The sequence below is a fragment of the Bacteroides sp. 3_1_13 genome (assembly GCF_001185845.1).
Taxonomy (GTDB): Bacteria; Bacteroidota; Bacteroidia; order Bacteroidales; family Bacteroidaceae; genus Bacteroides; species Bacteroides xylanisolvens.
Genome location: NZ_KQ236955.1, coordinates 704,565 through 731,138, shown reverse-complemented (window position 1 = coordinate 731,138; position 26,574 = coordinate 704,565). Strand labels below are relative to the sequence as shown.

General features: G+C 40.4%; 15 protein-coding genes and 1 pseudogene. 1 reads left to right on the top strand and 15 read right to left on the bottom strand.

Annotation, left to right across the window (positions count from 1 at the left end):
• Positions 1-218 precede the first annotated feature (218 nt).
• Positions 219-1,181: a glycoside hydrolase family 18 protein gene (locus tag HMPREF9009_RS02750; RefSeq protein WP_008023391.1), complete on the top strand. Its 963-nt coding sequence runs from the start codon at positions 219-221 to the stop codon at positions 1,179-1,181.
• A gap of 128 nt (positions 1,182-1,309) precedes the next feature.
• Here the strand turns inward: HMPREF9009_RS02750 and dinD are convergent.
• From dinD to HMPREF9009_RS02675, 15 genes and pseudogenes are all read right to left on the bottom strand, one after another.
• Positions 1,310-2,098, bottom strand: a pseudogene (dinD, locus tag HMPREF9009_RS02745) (DNA damage-inducible protein D).
• Positions 2,099-2,125: 27 nt separating this feature from the next.
• Complete coding sequence (locus tag HMPREF9009_RS02740; RefSeq protein WP_008023386.1) at positions 2,126-2,764, bottom strand: HU family DNA-binding protein; 639 nt, start codon at positions 2,762-2,764, stop codon at positions 2,126-2,128.
• Positions 2,765-3,454: 690 nt separating this feature from the next.
• Positions 3,455-5,038 (bottom strand): S41 family peptidase, encoded by a 1,584-nt coding sequence (locus HMPREF9009_RS02735; RefSeq protein ID WP_008023384.1) that lies wholly within the window; start codon positions 5,036-5,038, stop codon positions 3,455-3,457.
• A gap of 83 nt (positions 5,039-5,121) precedes the next feature.
• Positions 5,122-5,577: a pantetheine-phosphate adenylyltransferase gene (gene coaD, locus HMPREF9009_RS02730; protein WP_004311084.1), complete on the bottom strand. Its 456-nt coding sequence runs from the start codon at positions 5,575-5,577 to the stop codon at positions 5,122-5,124.
• Complete coding sequence (locus HMPREF9009_RS02725; RefSeq protein ID WP_008023381.1) at positions 5,574-7,451, bottom strand: DNA topoisomerase IV subunit B; 1,878 nt, start codon at positions 7,449-7,451, stop codon at positions 5,574-5,576. The genes coaD and HMPREF9009_RS02725 overlap by 4 nt, the downstream gene beginning before the upstream one ends.
• Positions 7,452-7,542: 91 nt before the next feature.
• A complete protein-coding gene (locus HMPREF9009_RS02720; RefSeq protein WP_008023379.1) occupies positions 7,543-8,682 on the bottom strand; it encodes a GNAT family N-acetyltransferase in 1,140 nt (379 codons plus the stop codon).
• A gap of 141 nt (positions 8,683-8,823) precedes the next feature.
• Complete coding sequence (locus HMPREF9009_RS02715; protein ID WP_008023378.1) at positions 8,824-11,298, bottom strand: outer membrane protein assembly factor BamB family protein; 2,475 nt, start codon at positions 11,296-11,298, stop codon at positions 8,824-8,826.
• A 33-nt stretch (positions 11,299-11,331) separates the two neighbouring features.
• Positions 11,332-13,221, bottom strand: coding sequence for a sodium:solute symporter family protein (locus tag HMPREF9009_RS02710; protein ID WP_008023376.1), 1,890 nt, complete (start codon positions 13,219-13,221; stop codon positions 11,332-11,334).
• A gap of 192 nt (positions 13,222-13,413) precedes the next feature.
• A complete protein-coding gene (locus HMPREF9009_RS02705) occupies positions 13,414-14,772 on the bottom strand; it encodes an ATP-binding protein (RefSeq protein ID WP_008023375.1) in 1,359 nt (452 codons plus the stop codon).
• Between the two features lie 234 nt (positions 14,773-15,006).
• Positions 15,007-16,194, bottom strand: a complete 1,188-nt coding sequence (locus HMPREF9009_RS02700; RefSeq protein WP_008023373.1) for a glycoside hydrolase family 130 protein — start codon at positions 16,192-16,194, stop codon at positions 15,007-15,009.
• Between the two features lie 192 nt (positions 16,195-16,386).
• The gene (locus HMPREF9009_RS02695; protein WP_008023371.1) at positions 16,387-17,571 is read right to left on the bottom strand and encodes a hypothetical protein; all 1,185 of its coding nucleotides are present in this window, start codon (positions 17,569-17,571) and stop codon (positions 16,387-16,389) included.
• A 23-nt stretch (positions 17,572-17,594) separates the two neighbouring features.
• Entirely contained in the window at positions 17,595-19,157 is a 1,563-nt protein-coding gene (locus tag HMPREF9009_RS02690) for a glycoside hydrolase (RefSeq protein WP_008023369.1), read from the bottom strand.
• Positions 19,158-19,188: 31 nt separating this feature from the next.
• Positions 19,189-20,820: a RagB/SusD family nutrient uptake outer membrane protein gene (locus HMPREF9009_RS02685; RefSeq protein WP_008023368.1), complete on the bottom strand. Its 1,632-nt coding sequence runs from the start codon at positions 20,818-20,820 to the stop codon at positions 19,189-19,191.
• 34 nt (positions 20,821-20,854) lie between these two features.
• Positions 20,855-23,920, bottom strand: coding sequence for a SusC/RagA family TonB-linked outer membrane protein (locus HMPREF9009_RS02680; RefSeq protein WP_008023366.1), 3,066 nt, complete (start codon positions 23,918-23,920; stop codon positions 20,855-20,857).
• Between the two features lie 1,252 nt (positions 23,921-25,172).
• Complete coding sequence (locus HMPREF9009_RS02675; RefSeq protein WP_008023361.1) at positions 25,173-26,501, bottom strand: ATP-binding protein; 1,329 nt, start codon at positions 26,499-26,501, stop codon at positions 25,173-25,175.
• Between the last annotated feature and the right edge of the window lie 73 nt (positions 26,502-26,574).

The following is a 26,574-nucleotide window of genomic DNA, read 5'->3' as shown; positions in this document are numbered from 1 at the left end:
AAAATGGAACTCTTTCTTTTATTTATGTTTTAGTAGAAACCTGCAAATATTATTCTTATCCCTTTGGATGATGTTAAAGAATTCAATATTTATCTGTTTTAAATTTCTGAATAGAAAACTTTATGTTGATTTTTGGAAGTATTATAGTTGTTTTTGAACATCTGTTTGCTTTTGATATGCGTATTTTTGCGATCTAAACGTTTTAATTATCAATCATTATGCTAATGCTAAGAAAAATTGTATTCTTCCTTTTTGTGTTTGTTGGATTATCATTGTTTGCACAACAAGACTATATGGTCAGTTCTTATGTGCGGGGTAATTTTTACAACCGTGGTCGTATTTCTACAGAAAGCTTGCGGGCAAGTAACGACCTTATTTTCTTGAATGTTCATCCTAATAAAGACGGATCATTGTCATTTGAGAATCCACGTGTATTTCAGGGAAAAGGGGTGACCACTTGGGAAGGTTTGATTAAATCGGTTCGTGCAAAAGTAAAAGGTACAAAAGTGAAAATACGTTTGGGTGCTTCCAGTGGCGAATGGAAAGCGATGGTGGCCGATGAGGCCGCTCGTACGACGTTTGCAAAGAACATAAAGACTGTACTGGAAAAGAATAAACTGGATGGCATTGATCTTGATTTTGAGTGGGCGGAAAATGAGAAAGAATATAAAGATTATAGTTTGGCTATCCTGAAGATGCGTGAAGTGTTGGGAGACAAGTATCTTTTCAGTGTATCTCTGCATCCTGTTTGTTATAAGATTAGTAAGGAAGCTATTGAAGCAGTTGATTTTATTTCACTTCAGTGCTATGGTCCTTCACCGGTTCGCTTTCCGATAGAGAAATATTGTTCGGATATACAGATGGTATTGGAGTATGGTATTCCGAAGGAAAAACTGGTGGCAGGAGTTCCTTTTTATGGGGTGACCAAAGATAATTCAAAGAAGACAGAGGCTTATTTCAATTTTGTACAGAATGGATTGGTTACGAGTCCTGCACAGAATGAAGTGATCTATCAGGGAGATACTTATGTGTTTGACGGTCAGGATAACATTCGTATCAAAACCCGTTATGCAAAGGAACAGAAGCTGAAAGGTATGATGAGTTGGGATTTAGCTACGGATTTGCCGTTAAGTGACAGCAGGTCATTACTAAAAACAATGACTGAAGAATTGAGGGAATGACTTAGTTTGCACGACTGCTGCTTGTAAATCCTTTTTATAGATGCTGCCTAACAGGCTCTGTTTTAATAGGTTCCTCCCCTCCTTTATTATAAATCAGATTTATAAAGAATGTGTTAAAACGTTTTTCTTTAGAGAAATACCCCTGCCGCAATATCTTCATTTGCAGGAATTTGTTCAGGAAATATGCCTCTACCAACAAGCATATCTCTGACTGCGACATTATTGTCAACATGTTCATTTTCAATGGCAGTTTGTCCGTATAGGTCTTTTTGCTGAACATTCACAGAGGTCATTTCTGCGGCAAAGTCTTTGGCTTTTATGCTGATGGTCGGAAGAAAATCAGCCAATGGTCGACTATCAGGTACGTCAAGTTTACGTTTTAGCATTTTGGTGTCCATGTGAAACAGTGCTTTATCTCCTTTGGAACGTATAATGGCGAATCCTTGATTGTCAACTCCTCTTTCATATAAAACACCCGAGAGAAGTTTCTCTGTCTCGGCTAGTTTGGTACGTGCTTGGACACGTTCATATTCTATTAAACGTTGCTCTACTAATTCTGCACGGCGCGTTTGTATTGCAAAGTAGTTTTGAGCAAAGGCAATTTCTTGCTTTCGAGAATCTCCATTTTGTGCTACCAGATAGCAGGCATAACGGGTCAGAAAGATGTTATCTACTTCTCTTTCAGCGCCTGAACCTAATATAACCATTTTGCTGACGTCAGCAAAATGGTATGCAATATTTTCTCCGGCATTTTTACATGTATCTTTTGCTTTCTATATGATAGACAGGAAGTTACGCCATTGAGAATATCCTAACAATGGATAAAGTTCTCTCGCACTCCAACATTCCACTTTGTTGTATTCGCAAACAATGCTCTCAAACTGCTTAAATAGCTCTTTTATTTCTTCTGATTTCATTTTATTTCTGTATTATGTTGGTTCCTTTTATTCATCTGTCTTTATCTCCGCCTTGCCATAATATCCTGGCATCGGCACATAAATCGGATTATAATAAGTATTGATATTCTTCAACTTCTTCTCCTCCTCTTTCAGCCGTTTGATTTGCCGTGCGGCAGTGGTAGGGGCAAAGCCGCACAATCCTTGAAAGTCGCGACGGGTTAATACAGGGTTGCTCTTGAAGTAGTTTGTCAGCAATTTGTCTATCTCGTCATTTGAAAGGACAGCCGAATGGGGTTTCAGTTTACTTCGCTCCACATGAACAACACTGACTGACCTTTTTAGTTTGGCATCCGCTTTAAAGCTGATATTGGCTTTGAGTTTTATCTGATTCGCTTTTAGTTTGGGCGAAGTGATAGGTTCTTGACTATTCAGCTTTATCTGGAAATAACCGATGCCATCCAGATGGACGCTTTGTCCTTCCCGAAGACGATCCCCCATAAAATGACTTAGGGATTCGAGAACTGACTTTACATCCCCTTCAGTTAGAGAAGTTGCTATCTGGATTTCTTTTGCCAAATAGTCTGTGTCAATGTGTTGGAAGTTGACTACACGTGCGTGATACACTTCTTTGTCTTCCTCATCCTTGGGACGGGGAGTCTTGTACAATTCAAATTGTATTGCCATTATTTATTTGTTTTTTGCCTTATACATTACTACGTACCTTTAATTTACCGTTGCAAGCCTATAAGGACATTGTTTTCTGTTGTTGCAAAGCTAATCGATCATCTTCGGACTTAGGGGGAGGGTGTTATATAGCTGTTGTTTGTTTGTTATCAAGCGGCTTTTATAAGTTATCCTGCCTTTATTCTTGGACTAAGGCATAGGGATAGTTGTCTTCCGGTGCCTTTATCATTAGTTTCCCACGGCCGTGGAGAGATCTCTTCATGGCTGTGGTAGTATCTTTCCACGGCCGTGGTAGGAATTCGCCACGGCCATGAAGAATGAACTATATCGGTAACAAAGATAAACTATATCAGGGAGAAAAGCAAACTATCTCTGCTTGTTTGAGGTATTTATACGCCTTGTTCTATCTGATAGATATAGGGCAGGGGAGAATTAAACTATTCAACAAAAACAAGCTATCTTATGCATATAGGGCCTTTATTCGGCTATTTTGTAGATGATAGATAACCTGTTTTTGCTGGTAAAAGTATGATAGATACCTTTTTTAAAAGCTATCTGTCATACTTATTTCTTTGATAATGAGAAGAGTATCAAAATGAATGATACTTATGATAGATATTTTTTCACTATAGTGAGTATATATGTCCACCGAACTGAAAAATGATGTCTTATGATTGTTTACTGAATACCTTATTTCAGCTTCTTCTGATACTCATCCGAATTCAGTATCTCCAGCGCCTTTTGTATACTCTCATTGGTGGTATTCATTACCCGGAAATATTCGTTCATATCCCAAAGGTCACGGGCTATCAGTGCTTTAAGCTGTGTTTTGATGAGAGGGAGCGACTTCTGATATTGTTCTTCATTAAATTTCACTCCTTCTTTCTCTCCTATTTCTTTTAAAGTGGCGAGCATATTATCATCAACGACGAACTTCTCATCAAACGATTCGAATTTCTTGTATTTGTTTTTCAACTCTTTCCGGTGCCCTTCGATAAACTGCATGGTGAATTTAATCACAGCTCCTTTAGCCACCAGATTACGGTGATAATCCGTATAAAGAGTAGTATCGATAGGTACGAAATAATCCGGCATGATACCCCCTCCGCCATAAACAGTGCGTCCTAGCTTCTTGGTTTGTACTTTCAGTGAATCCGGGAAGTGAATACTGTCAGCATTCATCAGTTCACCGTGGTTGAAACGTTCTATCAGATCCTTGTTGTAATCGACAGTACTGTCGTACGGTTTCTGGATGGAACGTCCCGATGGAGTATAATAGCGCGCAATAGTCAAACGAATCATGGAACCGTCCGGCAGGTCGATAGGACGTTGCACCAATCCTTTGCCGAAAGAACGGCGTCCTACGATAATTCCTCTATCCCAATCCTGCACTGCACCGCTGACAATTTCGCTGGCGGAAGCCGTATATTCATCTACCAGGATGATAAGGCGTCCATTACGGAAATCTCCGTTTCCTTTGGCGTAGAAATCACTGCGTTTGGCAGTCCGTCCTTCCGTGTAGACAATCAATTCTTTTTGCCCCAGGAATTCGTTGGCAAGGTCGATGGCTGCATTCAGGTAACCTCCTCCGTTTCCTTGCAGGTCGAGAATCAGGTCCTTCATACCTTGTTTCTGAAGGCTTGTCATTGCTTTCTTGAATTCTTCGGCAGTGGTTGCTCCGAAGCGGTTGATGCGGATATAACCTGTTTTAGGCTGAATCATGTAAGAAGCATCGAGGCTAAGGATAGGTATTTTATCTCTTTTCACTGTGAACAATAAAGGATCTTGCACGCCACGACGAACGATAGTCAGGTTGACTTTAGAACCTTTCGGACCACGAAGACGCTTCATAATATCTTCCGTACTCATTTTCACTCCGGCAATGGCGCTGTCATTGACCGCAACAATACGGTCACCGGCAAGGATGCCGACTTTTTCGGAAGGTCCGTTGCTGACGGGTTGCACTACTAACAGGGTATCTTCAATCATCTGAAACTGAACTCCAATACCTTCGAAGTTACCTTGAAGAGGTTCGTTCATTTTCTTCACTTCTTCTGCGTCCGAGTAAGTAGAGTGCGGGTCGAGTTGTGCCAGCATCTTGATGATGGCTTCTTCCACCAACTTGTCTTCATCTACTTTGTCTACATAGAAATGGGAGATTGCGAACTCTGCCATTTGTAGCTTGCGCATGGCTTCAGAACCGAAATTTTGGGCCTGTAAGGCTGATACTGCCCACAGGCAAGCCAAAAGGACGTATATTTTAATCTTATTCATAATCTTACTTTATATTAATAGCCGAGTATTAACAACCGGGTACAGATACGCCTGCATCCTTCTCAACTCTCCATTCTCAACTTTCAACTTATCCTCATTCCTTTGGGAATAAACTGGCTGATATCTTTATTATAAGTCAATAATTCGCGTACAATCGTCGAGCTGACGCAAGTCAGTTCCGGTTCTGTGAAGAGCAGGATGGTTTCAATGCCTGCCAGTTTGCGGTTGATGTCCGCAATCGTTTCTTCATACTCGAAATCTTTCACTGTACGGATACCGCGGACAATAAACCTGGCCCCTACTTCCTGCGCAAAATCAATGGTCAGACAGTCGTAGGACATCACTTTTATACGAGGCTCATCCTTGTAAAGCTCCCGAATCATTTCCTCTCTTTTCTCAATGGGAAAGTATGTATTCTTGTTCTCATTGATACCGATTCCTATCACGATTTCGTCCATAAAGGTGAGTGCACGTTCCACTACCGAATAATGTCCGATGGTGAAGGGGTCAAAAGTACCCGGGAATATTGCTTTTCTCATGATGCCAAATCTTCTTCTATAACCAGATTATCTATAATAAAGTTCTGTCGTTCCATGGTATTTTTACCCATGTAGAATTCAAGTAGTTCTTTCACTGCGTCCGTCTTTCGTAAAGAAACTTGCTCCAGACGCATGTCTTTACCGATGAAATGCTTGAACTCGTCCGGTGAAATCTCTCCTAAACCTTTAAATCGCGTGATCTCCGGATTCGGGCTTAGTTCGTTAATTGCATTGACACGCTCTTCTTCACTATAACAATAGATTGTTTTTTTCTTATTGCGTACACGGAACAAAGGCGTTTGCAGAATATATACGTGGCCTTTTTTTATAAGGTCAGGGAAGAATTGCAGGAAGAAAGTAATTAGCAGCAGGCGGATATGCATACCGTCCACATCGGCATCGGTTGCTACGATGACTTTGTTGTAGCGTAGTCCGTCCAAGCCATCTTCTATATTCAGGGCTGCCTGAAGCAGATTAAATTCTTCGTTCTCGTAGACCACTTTCTTGGTTAACCCGAAAGAATTCAGCGGTTTACCACGTAGACTGAACACTGCTTGCGTGTTCACATCACGGCTTTTGGTGATGGAACCACTTGCAGAGTCCCCCTCGGTGATAAAGATGCAGGAGTCTTCTTCCAGTCCTTTTCCTTTCGGGTCGTTGAGGTGAATACGGCAGTCGCGCAATTTGCGGTTGTGCAGGTTTGCCTTCTTTGCACGTTCACGGGCAAGTTTGGTTACACCTGCAATGGCTTTACGCTCTTTCTCGGATTCTTGGATCTTTTGTTGTATCGCTTCGGCTACATCCGCATTTTTGTGCAAGAAGTTGTCCACTTCCTGTTTGATAAAGTCGCCTACATATTTATTGACTGTCACTCCGCCGGGAACCATATTGGTAGAACCCAGCTTCGTTTTCGTCTGACTCTCAAAGATAGGCTCTTCCACATTGACGGCAATGGCAGCAACCAGTCCGTTACGAATGTCGGTATAGTCCATATTCTTGTTGAAGAACTCCTTGATAGTGCGGGCGATGTGTTCCTTGAAAGCACTCTGATGTGTACCTCCTTGGGTGGTATGCTGACCGTTGACGAAGGAGTAATATTCTTCTCCGTATTGTCCGGTATGCGTGAAGGCGATTTCGATGTCTTCCCCTTTCAGGTGGATGATCGGGTAAAGTCCGGTTGCCGTCATATTGTCGTTCAAAAGGTCTACCAGACCATTACGCGACAGGATACGGTGTCCGTTATAGATAATGGCAAGCCCGGTATTGAGGTACGTGTAATTACGTAGCATTGTCTCAATAAATTCAGGCTTGAAACAGTAATTCAGGAATAATGTATTGTCCGGTTCGAAGAAGATGTAAGTTCCGTTTTCCTCTTCGGTATCTTGCGTATTGTCACTCAGCAGGTTTCCTTTCGAGAAAATAGCGGTACGTACTTTACCGTCACGGTAACTGCGTACCTCAAAACGGGAGCTCAAGGCATTGACGGCTTTCACACCGACACCGTTTAGTCCGACACTTTTCTTAAATGCCTTGCTGTCGTACTTACCACCGGTGTTCAGCATGCTGACGGCTTCGATGAGTTTTCCCTGCGGGATGCCTCGTCCGTAGTCGCGTACGCTGACACGGAGGTTTTCTTCAACGGTAATCTCGATTTTCTTACCGGCTTGCATTTTGAACTCGTCAATACTGTTGTCAATTACTTCTTTCAGGAGGACATAGATTCCGTCTTCGGCATGTGCACCGTCGCCCAGCCTTCCGATATACATACCGGGGCGTGTGCGTACATGTTCCATGTCACTTAGGTGACGGATGTTGTCGTCAGTGTACTCTACTGCATTGTTGTTGTCTACAGGTATCAATTCGTTCTCTTCCATAGCTGTTATAAATGAAGAATGAAGAATAAAGAATGAAGAATTGCCATGCGGCATTAAGTAGTAGCGCAGCCAAATTCTTCATTCTTCATTCTTAATTATTAATTTCTTTAATGAACGCACGGCGGCGCTTATGTTGTTGAGTCTCAAAGTAATCCCATTGTGCCTGAACTTTTCCGTTCAGTTCCAGTTCGGGGTTGCTTTCCGCAAAGATAAAACCTAATTTTTGATAAACTGGAATTAAATCGGAAAATAACAAAGCGTTAACACCTTTGTTTTGATATTCCGGTTTCACTGCAACGAGTAGCAGATCAAGCATTTTGGCACGGCGTTTCATAAATAGTGCCTTTAACAGATAGAACCATCCGAGTGGCAACAGACGCCCGTGTGATTTCTGTAAAGCTTCGGCGAGAGATGGCATGGAGATACCTACACAGACCAGTTCGTCATTGGCATCAGTAATCAGTGTAACCATCCGTAAGTCAAGGATCGGCAGATACATTTTCACGTATTGGTCGATTTGCCGCTGTGTCAACGGAGAATAGCCATAAAGAGGACTGTATGCTTCATTCATCAGCTCGAAAATCTTCTGTCCGTAGTCTTTGGCTATTTTTCTTCCGGAAGTATATTTCTTTATCTTGAGGTTATATTTTCGTTGGATCAGTTCGGAGATACGTTTATGCTTGTCGGGAATGGCATCCGGTATGTAGATTTTGTATTCCACCCAGTCGGCGTCTTTCTCGAAGCCTAACTTTTCCATGTGTACAGGATAGTATGGGTGGTTGTAGATAGTAGCCATGGTACTAAGCTGGTCGAATCCTTCAACTAACATACCTTCCGCATCGAAATCAGTAAATCCGAGAGGACCGGCAATGTGAGTCATGCCTCGTTCTTTTCCCCATTCTTCCACCGTTTTGATGAGTGCGGATGATACTTCGGGATCGTCGATGAAGTCTATCCATCCGAAACGAACGTTTTTACATTCCCACTTCTCGTTCGCCTGATTGTTGATGATTGCAGCTACACGTCCTACTATTTTATCGTCCCGGTATGCGAGGAAATAATCTGCTTCACAGAATTCGAATGCTGCGTTTTTCTTCTTGTTGAAGGTGTTGAGCATGTCGTCATAGAGGTCAGGCACAGAGTAAGGGTTACCCTTGTACATTCTGTAATTGAAACGGATAAATTTCTTAAGTTCTCTCTTTGTGGAGACTTTCTTGATTGTAATAGCCATATCTCGTATTTATGATTTGAGCAGGCAAAGATACGTGATAATCTTTAAATTACAACGTGTGGGGTGGCAAAAACTGTATCTATATAATTTTAGTGCTTATGTACCATTTGAGTTTATGCATTATGATAGTGAAGAGGGAGTTTACTTCGATGAAAAGCAATAAACATTACCCGCAAAACCACAAACAATCATCTTATTCCCGGATACGGCTACGGTTGAAAATATAGGCGCTCCAATGTGTCGTTTATCTTTTATAATTCCTGTAGTTTGGTCGATGGCATATAGATAACCGTCGGAAGCTCCGATGTAGACAATTCCTTGTGATGCAACAGGACTTGTTTCAACTCCGGCTTGCGGAGTGGTGGAATAAGGAGCAGTATATACAAGTGAAGGTGACGTTTCTGCTTTCCATTTATTGAAAAGTGTAGATTTGTCCAATGCGAAAACTCCCCGGTCGGCAGTACCGAAAATGATTTCCTGTTCGGTGATGAGTGGGGTGGATGTAACATCCAGATTGGCTGATAACTCTTTTTGTTGCAATACTTTTCCGGTCTGTGGCTCTATTGTGAAGAAGCTCTTGGAAGAGATAATCCATAATTTCCCGTTTTTATAGACAGGAGAGGCTCCCCGGTTGCCAAGTCCGTTGTCAGATAGTTTCCAGAGTTGCTTTCCTGTGTGGATATCATTGCCGTATAAACCTCCCCATTGGGTTCCGCTGACTAATACATCTCCGGCAATAGTGAGTGTTGTAGTAGAACCTTCCCGCTGTTTCCAGTCCTTGTTAGTCCATATCGTTTGTCCTGTTTTTAGGTTGTAGGCAGATAGTCCGGCGCCGATTCCGGCATAGACCACTCCTTTGTCTACTGTCAAGCCTTCAGTCAGATAGGGATAGCTGTCCAAATTAATAGATTGTTTCCAGAGTAATTTCCCTGATTCACTGTCTAAGGCATAGAGGTTGCAGGAGGCATCTTGAGCTACTACAATTCCATTTTCATAGGCTATTGTGTTCTTAACAGAATTTGCAGTACGGAATTTCCACAACAGTTTGCCTGAATTAAAATTAAATGCGCAGATAAATGTGTTCAGTGATACATTATCGTCGGTGGTAGCGATAAATACTTTCTGTCCGGCGATAATGGGAGAACACATAAAAATGTTACTGCCTGTATTAGCTGTCCATTGTAATTGCAGGGGGAGCTTGATTTGAGAGTTGTTGACTCCGCCGGAGTGTGCTGCGTTTTGAAGTAATGTATTCCAGTCTTCACCTGCAATAGTGGATAATTTGAAGTCCTTTTGGTAGATAAACTGGCTGGTAGCAGTCGCTTTCTTTCCGTTGCTGAAGAATGAAGTCACTGTGAGATTTAGTTTTTTCCCCATTTCATTAGCCGGCATTTGAATGTTTCCACCCCAGTTCCATTCTGTACGGGAGGCTAGATCGCCTTTAGCTATTTCTTGATTATTTTCCGAATCGCTTAGGATATAAGAAACGTGAGACGTTTTGGCCTGCGAATAATATGTATTGACGGAAACAGGAAGCTGATCTTTAGTGATGGTGCAGGCTGCGGCCGTCTGATTATTCATCGGAGAGACTATTGCGATTTGTGGCTCGATGAAAGCATATCGCAGTTGGGTGGTGATATTGTCGTTTGCGTCTACTTTTATTTCTCTAAAAGAAGAAGGGGAATGGTCAATGCCTCCTTTATCCAATGTGCCGGTACAGATTGTATAAATCCCATTTTGGTTGCGGACATAGTTGTAATGCATGTGTCCGTAGATTTGGGCTTTGGTATTGAAAGAACGAAAATCAAGCAGATGATCGTCATCTGCTTTAAAGACGAAAGAGTCATTTGGAGTAAATAAGTCGTGATTGAAAAGGATAAGTGCCTGGTCTTTTTTTATGAGAGCAAGATCGTTTTTTAGCCAGTTGTATACATCTCTTTGGGTATAGTTGGTCGGGTTATCTCCGTGGTCGATTGGAGTGACTACATAATGAACGTTACCTATATCAAATGAATACCATGTCGGACCATAGAGAGATTCGTAAAGCTCTTCGCCATAGTTGCCTTTCACTAAGTCATGATTACCGATACAATAATAAACAGGACAATCCATTGTTTGTGCATTTACCACTTGATTGTGGATGGTGAGTCCCGGTTCGTAGCAGATATCTCCGGTGTGAATGAGGAAGGCAGGCTTCTCATTGTCAATGTATTGCTGGAGATCGGTTACCCAACGCCCCATTCCACCCGTTACTTCGGTGTCGGTGATTTGCACGAAAGAATGTTTTCTGGGTTTTGTCCGCTCGCTTTCGGTTAAGATAAAATCGTAGCTTTTTCTGTTCTCTTTGGTAGAAAGGTAGAATTGTTGTGTTTCAAATCCCGCAGGAGTTGTAATACTTATGAATCTTGTTTTCTCGAATCCGGGCAAAGAGAACCGACCTTTCTTATCTGTTTTTACTACGTTCAATCCATCTGTTACCATAACTCCCGCCAGCGGCTTATCGCCTTTATCAACTATGCCCGATTGATTAGTGTCGACAGAAACTGTTCCCTTAAATTGAGCGCATAGAGGCAGATATAGTAAAAATGATACCAGAATTACAGATAGTCTTTTCATGGTCGGTTCTCAAATTTTAGTGTGTTAAGCTAATTATTCCTTCTCTTGTTTTAGTTGTTTTATTTCTTCGTTGTACCTGATTTCTTCTTTACACAGAGGCTTATACCAAGTCTTTCTTAGTATCAAGGTCGTAACCAGAAGCAATGCGATAGAGCTCCAGAGTCCCAGTTGTTGGCGGACCACAAGATACATTGGGATAATGGTAAGGCTGCATTGCCACACAATACCGATTGCCACGTTGAATGCGTCTCTTTTGAAGTTGCGGTTTGGCTGGATATGAGGGTAACGGGCCAATGCTTTTTCTTCAATCGGCTTCCACCATCCCCATGGGCGTACACGGGTGTAGAAGTTGATGAGCGTCTCTTCGTCTGTTGGAGGTGCGCTATAGGTTCCTGCGATGCATCCTATCAGGGAAACTCCGAACAGTACGGGGAAGAAATAGAGTACCCATGCGTCGGGAACAGTGAACTTCATGACGATGGCTGCTATTACTCCGGCGGTCATTCCCCAGAAATAGCCTTCACCATTGAAGCGCCACCAATGCCATTTCAGTACGTTGGCCGCGATGTATCCTCCGAAGAGTGCTCCTACAATCCATTGGAATATTTCATTGATGTCTTTCAGGAAGAATCCGATGACAGTGCTGATAACTACTACTGCGACAGAAATAATATAGCTACTGCGTATTTGTGTTTTCACACTCGCTTTCGGATTGATATATTTCAGATAAATATCATTCACGATATAAGCCGGTGCGGCATTAACAGTGGACGCAAAAGTCGACATGAAAGCTGCCAGTAGTCCGGCTAGTAGGATTCCGGCTAATCCTGCAGGCACATAACGTGTGATTAGATGGGGGAGGATAGTTTCAAAATCCGTTCGTGTCACTTCCATTTGTGTCAGACCGCCATCTTCTTTAAAGAAGTAGATAGCCAGCAGAGCAAATCCCATAATCATCAGGTAGCGGGGGATTAATAGTACGACTGATACGGAACCGCTCATCATAGCCGCTTCTTTGGGGGATTTGCAAGATAGAATTTTCTGCATATCATAGTTGGGCGCCGGTCCTGCCATACTCATAAATATTCCTTTGAGCAAGGCCATCATGACGAAGATGCTAATCAGGCTATATGGTTCATTCGCCATCCGTTCCGTCAAGAGGCTCATCCGACTGCTCCAGTCGATATCCAGCGTCCATCCGAAGAAAGGAGAGTCCCAGCCGGCCGGAACGAAAGAATGAATCATGTCCGGCGCTACCATTTGCATTCCGATAACAACAATTACGATACCTGCCACTGTCATAATCAGGAACTGCACAACGTCTGTCCATACAATACTCAACATTCCTCCGAGCATTACATAGAAAGTAGCGATTGCGGTAAAGAAAATACCATATACATGAGGAACATATTCTACAGGCACATTGAAAGGAATGAATGGAGATACTACTTCCCAGGGGATGAATATCTCCATAAATTTACCAATACCTATGAATCCATAACTTAAAAAACCGAGTACGCTAAGTAATGCAAAGATGATAACAATCGTATGTGAAAGAGTCGATCCTTTGCCTTTACCGAAACGTGTCTTAATCCATTCCGCTCCGGTAAGTACATTGGAACGACGTAACCACACGGACAGATAAACCATTAGAAAGATTTGGTTGAATACTGGCCACAACCAGGGAATCCAAAGGCTTTTGAATCCGTAGGCAAATGCCCAATATACCATCAGCATCGTTCCTGTGATATCAAACATGCCGGAAGCATTGGAGAGTCCGAGCATATAAAATGGCAATGATTTCCCTCCCAGGAAATAAGAATCCATATTTTGGGCAGCCCGTTTCTTCAGGATAAGTCCGATGACAATCATGGCGATGAGATAGGCACAAATGATGAGAATATCGATTTCGTGTAGTTTCATATCGTTATTTCGATTAGGTTTATTTTATTTGATGCAAAAGTAGGGCGAAAGTAGTAGGGAAACAAATATTATTTTAACTCATTCTGATACTTTTTCCTTAAATCCGCAACAGTTATCATGAAAGCGTCCTTCATGATAACTGTTGCGGATTTAAGGAAAAAGAGAGAAAATTCCTGCAGGAATACTCTCTCTTTACAAGCAGAAGGTCATATAGGCAGGCAGATACACTACTCCTTCCTTTACGTACAGGTTCTTCGGATGAATCACATAGCATTCTCCTATGCGCTGATGAAAACTCTCTTTGAATTTGATGAGTGAACGAATAGTATACTTGTCATTCGATTTTACCTCTATCGGAAAAATCTTATATTTTAGTTTGCTTTGGTTCGACAGGATAAAATCAATTTCCATGTCGTTGCGATGCTTTTCTTCATTGTATCGGGTGTAAAAGTAAAGCTTGTGTCCGGCAGCCACAAGCATCTGTGCGATTACGTTCTCGTAGAACATACCCTCGTTCACCGACAGTTTTCCCAACAGGATTTCCCGGTAAAGTTCTCCGTCAGAGATTTCATTCTCATCGAATGTATGGCTGATAAGTAGTCCGGTATCACCCATATAGCATTTCACATAGGTTCTGTCTTCATTCAGCGAGAGGCCCACATTAGGATCTGAACAATTAAAGCATTCATTGGCAATCATTGAATCAGAGAGCCAAAAGAAAGTATCATGATACTTTGGGAAGCTTGCTCCCTTTTCAATACGATTCATTACTACCCGTCTTTCCGAACGTGAAAGAAAAGCGGGAATTTGGTCAAAGATGCTCAATACGTTCGACCTGTAACCTGACCTTATCTTCATTATGTCATTCCGATACAGTGTCAGTATATCCCTTTTTTCCACATCGGCCATTTCGAAGCTCCGGTTGTTCTCCAAATACGCTGACAGGCTTTTCGGCATACCGCCCACAATCATGTATTGACGGAACAATAACATAGCTTTGGCGTGAAGTCCTTGCTCCAAAGGTTCCTTTTTGTCAAAGCATTGGCGGATATATGTTATCAATGGCTCTTCATTCATTGCCCAAGCAAACTCTTCGAAGTCCATGGGGTACATAAGCTGTGTTCTCTCTTCTGAGGGAATGGTTATATCTTGTACATTTTCTTTTATGGAAATGAGCGAGCCTGTCTCAATATAGTCGAACCGCCCATCCGCAACCAGATACTTTATTGCTTGCCGGGCTTTCGGAAACTGTTGTATCTCATCAAATATGATGATGGATTCCTTTGGGTAAAGTTTTACACCATATTCCGAAGAAAGAATCAGGAAAAAGGTATCGAGATCATTCATATAATTGTTAAAGGCTGAAGTAACCGAGTCACTTACCTTGTTGAAATCCATCAAAAGATAGCTTCGGTATTCATTTTTTGCGAACTCTTCCACAAGAGTGGATTTACCTATTCGCCGGGCGCCTTCTATCAGAAGTGCCTTGGTTCCTGCCGCCTGTTGTTTCCAAGCAAGCAGCTTGTTATACATTTTGCGTTTAAATATCATGTAATTCTCTATTTATCATCTTATTAATACGCAAATTTAATGATATCTTCTGCAATACGCAAATTTAATTTCTTATTTATGCCCTGCAATGCGCACTTTTGATAAGTGCTATTTTACCTGCAATACGCACTTTTGTATCAGCTATTGTCCTGCTTTATAGAAAAGCCCTCCATTGACGTGGAATTGGTCAATGGAGGGCAACTAATACTGCTCAAGTATTGAGCTCACATTACATTAAAAATAAACCTGTTCTGCCATTACATATTTGTTAGCTTCTATGAGCTTGCAAATGTTTTCTACAGAAGCAGCAGAGCGTAAACCGTCTGCCGGGGTGTGAAGACAATAATCTATCAGCCTGTCTACGGTGGAAGTTGCTACGTGCATGCGGGTATCGGAAGATGCGTAATAGATATACACTGTTCCGTCCTCGTCTGCAATCCACCCATTTGAGAAGAGCACATTGGAGACATCTCCAATTCTCTCTTCTCCCATAGGTGCCAATAAGAAACCACCCGGTTCGGCAATGACTTTTGTCGGATCTTCCAAAGATGTCATATACAGATAGAGTACATAACGCAGACCGGCAGCACATGCACGAACTCCATGGGCGAGGTGCAACCATCCTTTGGGGGTTTTGATAGGATGGGGACCTTCGCCATTCTTTACCTCTTTTATTGTATGGTAATGACGGTGGTTTATAATGATTTCTTCTTTCACTTCTGCATGGGTAATGTCATCTATAAGCGCCCAGCCAATACCTCCTCCGTTGCCGGCGTCGATAAAGTTATCCTGTGGACGGGTGTACAGTGCATATTTGCCATTAACAAATTCCGGATGCAATACAACATTGCGTTGCTGACTTTGGGAAATCAGGTTTGGCAGCCGTTCCCAGCTTTTTAGGTCTTTAGTACGCACGATGCCTGCTTTGGCTATGGCGGAAGACAGGTCGCCTGGTGCAGCGTTCGGGTCAAGACTCTCGCTACAGAAGATTCCATAAATCCAGCCATCTTCATGGGTCGTCAGACGTATGTCGTAGACGTTTGTTTCACTTGGGTCTGTGTCCGGCAAATGTATCGGGTACTCCCAAAAACGGAAGTTGTCTATGCCATTCGGACTTTCGGCAATGGCGAAGAATGATTTTCGGTCGTTTCCTTCTACACGTACTATTATTAGATACTTTCCATTCCATTTGATAGCTCCCGAATTCATGGTGGCATTTACTCCGATTCGTTCCATTAGGTATGGATTTGTTTCCGGATTCAAATCATAACGCCATTCCAGAGGAGTATGAGCAGCTGTCAGGATAGGATATTTATAACGCTCGAATATTCCATTTTCGGAAAATATCATCTTATTTTTACGTGAGATAAGTGACTCATGTTCTTTTTTTAGAATATGAAGTCTATTATTGTATCTATTCATATCAATTCAACATATTAAGAGATAAAGATTTGCAGTCCATTTCCCTTGCATCTTCTTGACAAGATAAAAAGAAACTGTTCACAATGCAGATAGACATGAAATGCATGCTGTGTTGTACGAACAGTTTCTTTTTATGTTTTATCATTCTAAAAGTATGGGGGTGCTTTTAAACGGATATGTCAAGTTTATAAATTATTGCTTAGTGATAAAGTAAGAACGAACGGTGTAACCGGGTTCCAAGAAGCTAACCCAATACCAGCCATCTTCTACTTTATCTATTTTACAGTCTTCTATTGAATAGGCAACATTTTTATCTACTGCATTTTTAGCAACTTTATAAAGTACAGCATTGGTCTTTACTCCTTCTTCAAGATTACCGGTAAATTGGACTGCAAATCCGGAAGCATAACTTCCTGTACTCTTTATTGTTAATAGCGAAATATTAAGTTCTTCAGAATAAATAGCTTCACCAACTTTTGCTGTAGAAGGATACTGATAAGCATAAGAACCAGCTATTAAGTAACGATAACTTGGATTTTCCCAATAAGGTTCATCAATAGTCTTGATATGAATGTCAATGGATTGTCCTTCTTTGTCCTTGATGGTGATTGCTTTATTGAAATAGTTTCTTTTCAATCCTTCAATAATAACTTCTGTTCCATTTTCTGCTACCGTACATTTGATATAAGATTCGGAGTATTTTGGGAGACTGCAGGTATAATCACCATTTCCATCCAAAATTTTAATCGTAACGGGTTCGCTTGTTATTAGATAAGTAATATCTTCACTATTATCTACTACCAGCCTCTTTATTACTTTCACAGCAATCTCGGCTGTTTTGTTGTGACTGTCTTTCACGGTTAGTATCGCAGTCCCCGGAACGATAGAAGAAGTGATTTCTATTTTTCCATCTTCACTGATTTTTGCTGTTGCTACTGACTCATTGGAAGATGTTATGCTATATCCTCCATTTCCAGTATATATTTCGAGCGTTTTGTGTTCTTCAAAGAACATAGTCGTGGAACTTGTTTTTACTGCTAGCTCCTGTTCTTGAGCTACCACTACTTTCACATTTGCCGAATTCTTAGTCCAGTCGATAACGGTTAACGTTGCAGTGCCATATTTCAAACCTGTTACAATCACTTCATTGCCCGAAATAACTGCTGTCGCTACTGCAGCATTTGAACTAGACACTTTGTATCCGCTATTGCCCCCAGTAATATTAAAACTCCCTTCGGTTGTCTCATCTAAATTAATTGTCAATGTCTCTGCATCCACAGTCAGACTTGTGTAACTAGGTAAGTCTTCATTACAACCGGAAAATAATCCGATTGCACAAAGTGCGATTCCTGTTAAGTGTATTATATTTCTTTTCATGATATTCTCTAATTTATAATTCGTTATTCAACTTCATGGTTTTTCATTTTACCAGTCACAGTTACAACACTATATTTGGGAACGGTAATAGAACGTAAACCGCTTTGAGACGGATTGATCTTTTTGTGTTTCCACTTCACATATTCACTGGAAGTATATGTTCTCATATTTTGGAATTCCACTCCTTCAATCTCAATCAATGTAGAGAATGATTCTTTTTGAGATAAATTGATTAGTACAATAGTGTAGGTGTCATCTTTCACATAAGCAGAAACCAACAAGTCTTCGGGGAGTTTATCTGTTTCTGAAGAAATAGCTTCTACGTCTACACGTACGGCATTTTGCTCAATAAATTTGCTGAACTGTCCAAAAGTATAGTAGCGTGGAACTCTGTAATAGTATGTACTAGGTAATGCCTCTTCTAATTGAATTAGGTTTTCGCCCGTAGTGCTGCAAGGACGTGCACCTGACCACCATACAAAGGCACTCATATTGGCATTTGCCATATAAGCATGAAAAGTTTTAGCCCATTTCATTGCATCCGGCCATGTCTCTTGGCGACCTTTATCATCACTAAGCTCTGTTTGCCACATGTGGACATTGCGCTTTTCTGCCTCTTCAAAAGGAATGACATTTTCATCTCTTGTAGAATATCCATGACCGGCTACAATGAAATTTGGATCTACCAGTTCCGGATATTTTTTTAAACTATTATTGATAAAATCGACCGCCCATTTCCACTGGGCATTTTCTGCATAAACAAGTTTCATATCACTGTGGCCTCTTTTCTCCATCGCTGGACGAAGTTTTTCGAGGACAAATTTAGCCATTTCTTCTTCAGACCATGCACAGGTTGCCCAACCACCTAAACTAGCAAGTTTGTCCGGTTCATTCCATCCTGATAATGCATATATGTCAATGCCGAATTTTTGTTCATATGCATCGACGAAATCCAATAGATATTGGGCATATTCATCGTAATATTCCGACTTGAGGCTTCCACCATTAAGTTTGTTATTGCTTTTCCATTTGATAGGAGGACACCAAACTGAAAAGAAGAAATTGACATCTTTATATTTTCTACTTATAAGGTCAACTAACCACATTTGGCCAAGTTGACATTGTTCTCCGCACTCTTCACCATTGTAGTTTCGCCAGTAGTTATTAATCATAGAAGGATCATCGGGCTGCAACATAAAATTGCGATCCATCTTGAATTCAATGTCTCCTGTAGTTGGATTACCGTAAGACGGGAATATTTCGCCCCGGAAAATATTTAAATCCAAACCGTTTTCACTAAACAGGTCTTCTATCACTGCGTCACGCTGCATCGTATTCCAAATACGATGTGACCACCCGCAGAAGGCACAGCCGAAGCCATCAATTACTTGATGTTTGTTTTCTTCTCCGATTTTCATTCTTACAACAGCGGTAGTTGTAGGTTCCGGTGCAATCCCGTCATCGTCAAAATTTTCTTCAACTGGTTCCGGGATAAAAACATCACTATGGTCTAAACTTCCATCGTCACATGAATATCCTAAGAATAGGAATAATGCTACAAATAATAATGAGTATATCTTCTTCATATATTCTAAGTATAAATTGGTTGTAAAAATATTATCTCCATAGTTCAGTTTGTACCATGGCATCATTGTTGTTCAACTCTCCAGAAGGAATAGGGTAATATTTATGTTTTTCTTGAAAGTATTCTGCTCCCTGTTTTTCATTTTCAGTGAAAATATTTTTAATCTCTTCAGTGGTATACCAGCGTTTTAGGTCGTCAAAACGATGTCCTTCACCAAAAAACTCGAGCAAGCATTGGTGCTCTATTTCTAACATCAAGTCCGATTGGGCAAATGTCTTATCAGCTAATCCTGCTCTTTTGCGAACGAGCTTCAATGCGGTGTTTGCCCCGTTTACATCGTTTGTTTTGGCACAAGCTTCGGCGTACATTAACAGCACTTCTGAGAATCGCATAGCTCGTAAATTGTTTGCTTTCCCTTCCTTATGACCCATAATATCAGCATCAGAAGCATTTACAAAATATGCAGTGTATTTTTTTAGCAAAAACTTACCGTCACCTTGACTGTAAGATGGAGCACCACCACTCATTTTACCGCTATTGCCATCCCAAAGTTGCTCCATAGAACGGCTTCCTCCATACCATTTCTCGTTCTTCACTACATCTCCCATAGCTTCGGGATTGAAAAATAAGCTTGCATACATGCGTTTGTCATACTTCGTATCCGAACCGGCAGGACGTTCTTCTTGCACAAACTGGCCGACGGCAAAGCTGGAAGGCATCAGCTTAGCCCAACCACCGGCGGCAACCGGACCTACAAATGTTGGAAGTGAGTTACCTAGGTTGATACCGCTTTCGTTACCCCATGTCAATTCACCATCACTACTATATTGCAATTCGAAAACAGATTCCTTATTGTTCTCATTCGCTGTAGTAAAATTCTCGGCAAAGTTTTCAATTAAGTCGTAACGTCCTGGATAATAAGGGGCTTTCGTCAATAGTTCCAGTTGAGCTTTTGCTTCTGGATACTTGTGCTGGTATAAATATACTTTTCCAAGCATAGCGATGGCTGCTCCTTTCTCAATACGTCCTTTCTCGTCACCGGAACGAGTGACGGGAATATTGCTATTTATAGCATTTTTTAAATCATCCTCTGCTTGCTTCCAAATTTGTTCTTCTTTAGCCGCGGGTTTATTGCTTTCGTCTTCGTTAGACGGAATTAAACGTAGAGGAACTTCTTTATAATTATGAACTAATAGGAAATATTGGAATCCTCTTAAAAAGAGTGCCTCTCCTTTAATCATGGATCGGTCTTCCTCACTAATTCCTGCCGCTGGAATTTTATCGATGTTTTTTATTACAAGATTGGCACGTTGGATACCAGCATAAAGCGCTCCATACGGATCATATCCGGTAGTAGTTGAGTTTTGAAATGTTGCGATGGTCCACATAGAAGGTTCTTCATTCAGAACCGTAAAAATATCATCACCACGACTATTTAAATTTAACCATCCGTCAAATGCTCCGTAATAACCGTACATTTGATATTTTATGGGGGAATAAGCAGCGGCAAGACCGCTTTCTGCATCCGCTTTATTTCTCCAGAAGTTTTCTTCCGTGAAATGATTAGGATCTTTCAGATCCAGAAATTTATTTTCGTTGCATGAAGTCAGTGCTCCGGATAAGAGAGTTGCCATGCATATATATGATAACCAATTCTTTTTCATGTTATTAATTCAATTAGTGGATTTTATCATTGTATCATAAACTAACCTGAATACCAAATGAGATAGTACGCGGGAGTGGATAGCGTCCTTGGTCTACTCCTCTTGAGAATACGTTGTAACCCACTCCGATATCTACGCTGCCACTTTCACCGAGGTCAGGGGAATAGCCGGAATATTTACTTAATGTGAACAGGTTTTCCATTGATGTATAGATTCTTACATTTTCCAGTTTTACCTTCTTTAACAGGCTCTTAGGAAGGGAATAACCGATATCTAGTGTTTTCAGTCGGAAGTAAGAACCATCTTCCAGCCATCTGTCGGTAAAGGCTAGGCCATTGTCTATCCCATCTGTTTTAGAGAAACGAGGAATGTCTGTGTTCTGATTGTCCGGTCTCCATGAGTTAGCCAACTTCGTGCTGTAGTTGCCATTGAACTTGCCAGATTCGAGGCAATAACGTTGATAATTATATATTTTGTTACCAGTCATACCATCAAAGAAAAGATTGAAGTCAAATCCTTTCCATTCGCCTCCCATGCGTAGACCGAATGAGAAATCCGGGAACGGATTACCTACATCATGTTGGTCATTTTCATCAATCATACCATCACCATTCCAGTCTTTGTAACGAACGTCTCCCGGTTGTGCACCCGGTTGTATTTGTCTGCCATCCTTATTCTTGTAATTGTCAATTTCTTCTTGAGTGCGGAAAATTCCATCACTTTCAACTAGATAGAAGTAAGACATAGGATGCCCTTTTTCAAATCTGTTGATACCATTTTTGGCAGCGGCGTGAGCGGAATAACCTGAAATACCCATATCGTCGCCTCCAGCCGTAATCTTCGTTACTTTATTTTTCTCTGTAGTGACGTTTGCACCTATATAATAGTTGAAATTATCGCCGATATTGCTGCGCCAGTTTACAGATAGTTCAAATCCTTTATTGCGTACTTGTCCAGCGTTTAGGATAGGAAGTCCGCTGATACCAGCTGAACCTGAAACAGGAACGGGTAGTAATACGTCATTTGTGTTTTTTACATAAGCATCGGCGGTCAATGTCAATTTACCGTTCAGCATGCTTAAATCAAGTCCCACGTTAAAAGTTTCCGTACTTTCCCAAGTCAGGTTGGTAGGTGAGACTGCGGTAACGTTGGGTAACTGACCGAACCATATATTATTTCCTTGAAGGTAATTCATGCCATCGGATACTATGCTAATAGTGGGATAGTAGTTGTCCATTTGCTGATTGCCTAGTTTACCATAGCTGAAACGGAATTTGAATTGGTCAAATATATTTTCCAGCGGTTTGAAGAATTTTTCACGATTGATATTCCACCCGATGGATGCTGAAGGGAAGCTGCCGAATCGATGTCTTTTTTGGAAGCGTGAAGAACCGTCACGACGGATAGACGCTGAAAACAGGTAGCGGTCGTCATAAGTATACATCACACGTCCGAAGAGCGATACGAGAGTTAATTCTTTCAATGAACTAGAGGCTGTCATTGTCTTAACGTTACCTGTCATAGTGTAGATGAACTCTGGAATATCCGTGTTGCTACCGTTCAATCCATAGCTCTTGTCTTTTTGTGCAGAATAACCAACCAATGCAGAAATATTATGCTTACCGAATACCTTGTCATAGTTCAACGTATTCTCCAAAACCCACGATTCGTAATCGGATGATCCCTCATTTAGGTCTGGAGCATCGTTTTTACCAGCAGACCCCAAATCGTAAATGCCTGTATATGTGCGGCTCCTGTTATGATCCTTTCTAAGTCCGAGATTCAACTTATACTTTAAACCTTTAATTATTTCAGCTTGTAAATAAGCGTTGAGGAAAATTTGAGTTTTCTCATTGTTTTTGTTCACCGTTGAGTAATATGCATACGGGTTCGGAAGATTGATATCGGCCGAAGTTCCCCATCCTGTAGAGTTTGTCGGATCAAATACCGGTACGACTGAGGGAAAACGCAAGATTTCTCCCATTGTATCTTGATTGATGTTTCCTTCTCCTTTAGATAAGCGAACAATCAGCGACTCACCGATAACCAACCTATTATCCAGAAAAGAATAGTCACTTTTCAAACGAATATTATAAGATTCGTGGCTAGTGTTACGGAGAATTCCTTCCTTATTTAAATAGCTTGCGGACGCACTATATGAACCTGTCTTGGAACCTCCGCTGATGTTTGCGTTTGCTTTGTATGTCATTGCGGTGCGAAGCATTACCTCTTGCCAATCAGTACCTTCACCTACAAAGGGAACAGCACCGACCTCGTTACCGTAACCATCAGCAGACAGTTTATAATAACGTGCGAAGCGGCTGTATTCTTCACCATTAAATACTTTCAGTTTTTTCGGTGTCTGGCTGAAACCTGTGAAAAAGTTTACCTCAAGCTTTGTAGGCATGTCTTTACGACCGCTTTTAGTAGTTACTAATACAACGCCACCGGCTGCACGAGAACCATAAATAGCGGCGGCAGCCGCATCTTTCAACACTTCAATGGAAGCAATATCTGATGGATCTACCATGCTAAGGTCTCCGAAAGAACCGTCAATGACGTAAAGTGGATCATTGCTAGAGAGAGAACTGATACCACGTACGTTAATGGTCATTCCTTCATTCGGGTCACCGCTAGTACTTGTTACGGATACACCTGCAATTTTACCTTGGAGTGCTGTACCTGCATTTGTGGCAACGGCACCATTCAGTTCTTTTGCGCCTACTGAACTTACAGCTCCGGAAAGGTGACTTTTCTTTGCTGTACCATATCCGATGACAACTACTTGTTCGAGAGCCACATTGTCTTCTTCCATACTGACATTAATCGGAGCGTTAGATGATATTGTATGCTCTATACTTTTCATACCTATTGTAGAGAATACCAGTATATCGCCTTTATTGGCTTTAACGGTATATTTACCGTCCATATTTGTAACTGTACCAGTGTCTTTTCCTTTAACTTTTACTGTGACTCCTGGTAAGGGCTCGTTAGTCGTAGCTTCTGTTACGACTCCTTTAACTTCAATATTCTGGGCTACCAATGGAATACTGGCTAGGCAGAGAAAGAAGAAAAGTAAGAAATGAATTTTTTTACTCATGATTTATTGCATTAGATTTATAAACTCTTAGACATATAATTCGTTTTGTTAATTGTGAGTGGCAATAGGGAATATTTTCCATCAACATTGCTTACACTGGAAGTCTATTTACTGATGTAACTTAATAGATGTGCTACTCCAATAAGATAAAATAATTTGTTTTTCATTGCATATATAATTTTATATTGTTTGAATCTGGGAGCAAAGGTAGGGTGGTTTAGTACGAGGGACAAATATAATTTTATCAAATACTAATACAATATTAACAAAAAGCATAAATATGAGTAAAAAAGACAATATAATTTCTTTAATGTGATACTGAAATACCATTAATTGACGAATTTATTGGTATGAATATTAAAGCCTGATTTATATAATGCCCTCTGGGATATATAAAAATTTCCGGCAGAAGATAAATGAAATAAAGAATGAATGGCTTTGATTTACTATTTGGTTCCATTGGATCTGCGATTTCATCTTCAAAATTGGGTATATAATCATTTGCTGTTTGCAGGCAGCAAATGGTTGTGCCTTTTTCTCGTTTTAATAATTCCGGAATTTGGCTGATACCATAGTTGAAAGTTGCATATCTTTTCTCTATTAATGTGCTATTTTTAAGATTTTGTTGAAAAGTGATTATGCTAAAATTGATGAACTATAGAAGATATTGCATAAATAACTGTATGTATATACGAAAATATAAGCTGATATTGTATAAAGCTATACGGAATATGCATTTTTTCCTGTTTGTAAAGCACTTATTACTTTAAAACCAATGAGGTGTTCCTCGGTGTGCATCGATTTGTTTCTCACCGGAGAAGCTATTGTTTCTCGGTGAGGAAGATGTGAAGGGGCTATTAGGTGCTTGTTTTCCCTCTGGTTTATTATAAATATTGAAAACAAGACAGTGATAGGAATGTGTAATATTTGAATTTATACCTTTTAAATGGTAGATAAAGAAGGAAAAATGTTGCGATTTGATTGGGGAATCATTTAAATAATAATAAAAAAGATTTTTGTACTTGTAAATGCCGGCGCTTTTCTATTCTTTTCAAACGGTGGATGTAATTAATGCCTTTCCAGACTGTTTAGATATTCTTTTTTTAAGAAGAGTCATTTTTTCAGTGAGTAGACTTTTTATATAATGACTATATTTCAGCAATAATCTTTCAGTATATTGAAAGATTATTGCTGAAATATACCTTGAATGAAACCATTCTTTTAATTTTTATAACCTGCGAAAAAATATTTACTACATATCATCCATACTTAAGCAACGACTGTCTATCTCATATTTAGAGAGGATTTTAGTACGGATTGTTTCTACTTTCTCTCTAAATTCTGTTGGCTTAAAGTTTTTGCGTTGTCGTTTCACTTCGGCTACTAATGCATGCTTGTCATCTGCATAAATCCCTACAAAATCAATTTCACAAGGGATCTTTTCCTTTTTTGTCTGCCACCAGGAACCGATATTCCGGAATTCTTTACTTTCAGCCATCTTTTGACGGAAATACATTTCAAGCGTTAACCCTGAATAGGTTGGGTAATCATCTTTTATTATTTTTCCTAACAGTTCAAGGTTTCCTGTTTCAATGAGATCGTTATATTTTGTGAAATAACGAAACCAAAAGCGCAAAAACAAATCAGATATCTCAAAACGGACAGTTTGCGTTCCGTCTTTTGCAAAAATAGGTCGTTTCTTTGTAATCAATTCATAATCCTCTTCCAACCGCTTTAAATGTCCGGTAACCGTTGTTTCCCCGGTCGTGTCGTTGAGTTTTGGAATCGTATTGTCGCCATTCGCTATTGCTGATAAAATAGCAAAGTAATTTCCGTATTTTTTTCCAAACTCTTGAATCAATAGCGTCTTTCCTTCGTTTTGGAACATGGAGTCTGGGAGCATCATAAAATCAATCATTTCATCAACACTCATACAGCCATTATCGATGAAATTCTCTATATATTTGGGAACTCCACCTGTAAACGTGTACAAAGCTAGTAAGTCTTCATTTGTGTAGTTAGGTTTATGATCCGATAATATTTCTTTCAGAATAGTAGTTTCAAACGGTCGTAATTTCATTACGCTATCACAACGTCCGTAAAGGGGCTCTTTATAATCCATGAAAATACGATGCATAAGGGTGTAGACAGAACCACTGGCAATTAAATTCACGTGGGTAGTATCCTTATATCTATCCCAAATGTCTTGCATTTGACTGTATATTGTTTCATTGATGTAAAAGAACTCTTGAAATTCGTCTATAATTAAGTTATAGGACATATTTCGTCCTATACCCATTAGTGTTTCAAAGAGATTTGAAAATGATGAGATATCCGGTGAAATAAAGGTATTAAGCTCTCTGCTCGCAACTTGTGCAAACTGGTTGCAAAGCATTGTTTCATTTCCCCGGCTTACAAAGAGATAGACTGTAGGTGTATTTTCGCAAGACTTTAAAATTAAACTTGTTTTACCGATACGCCTACGACCTGTAAGGACAGTCATTTGAGAATGATTATTAAAAGCTACTTCTCTAGTTTTATTTAATCTCTGCAATTCTTTCTCTCGATTATAAAATTTCATAGCTCTTTCTTTTTAAATTCCACCACGGTAATAATAACGGCCGTTATTTTTGGCTATGTGCAAATATAGGCAT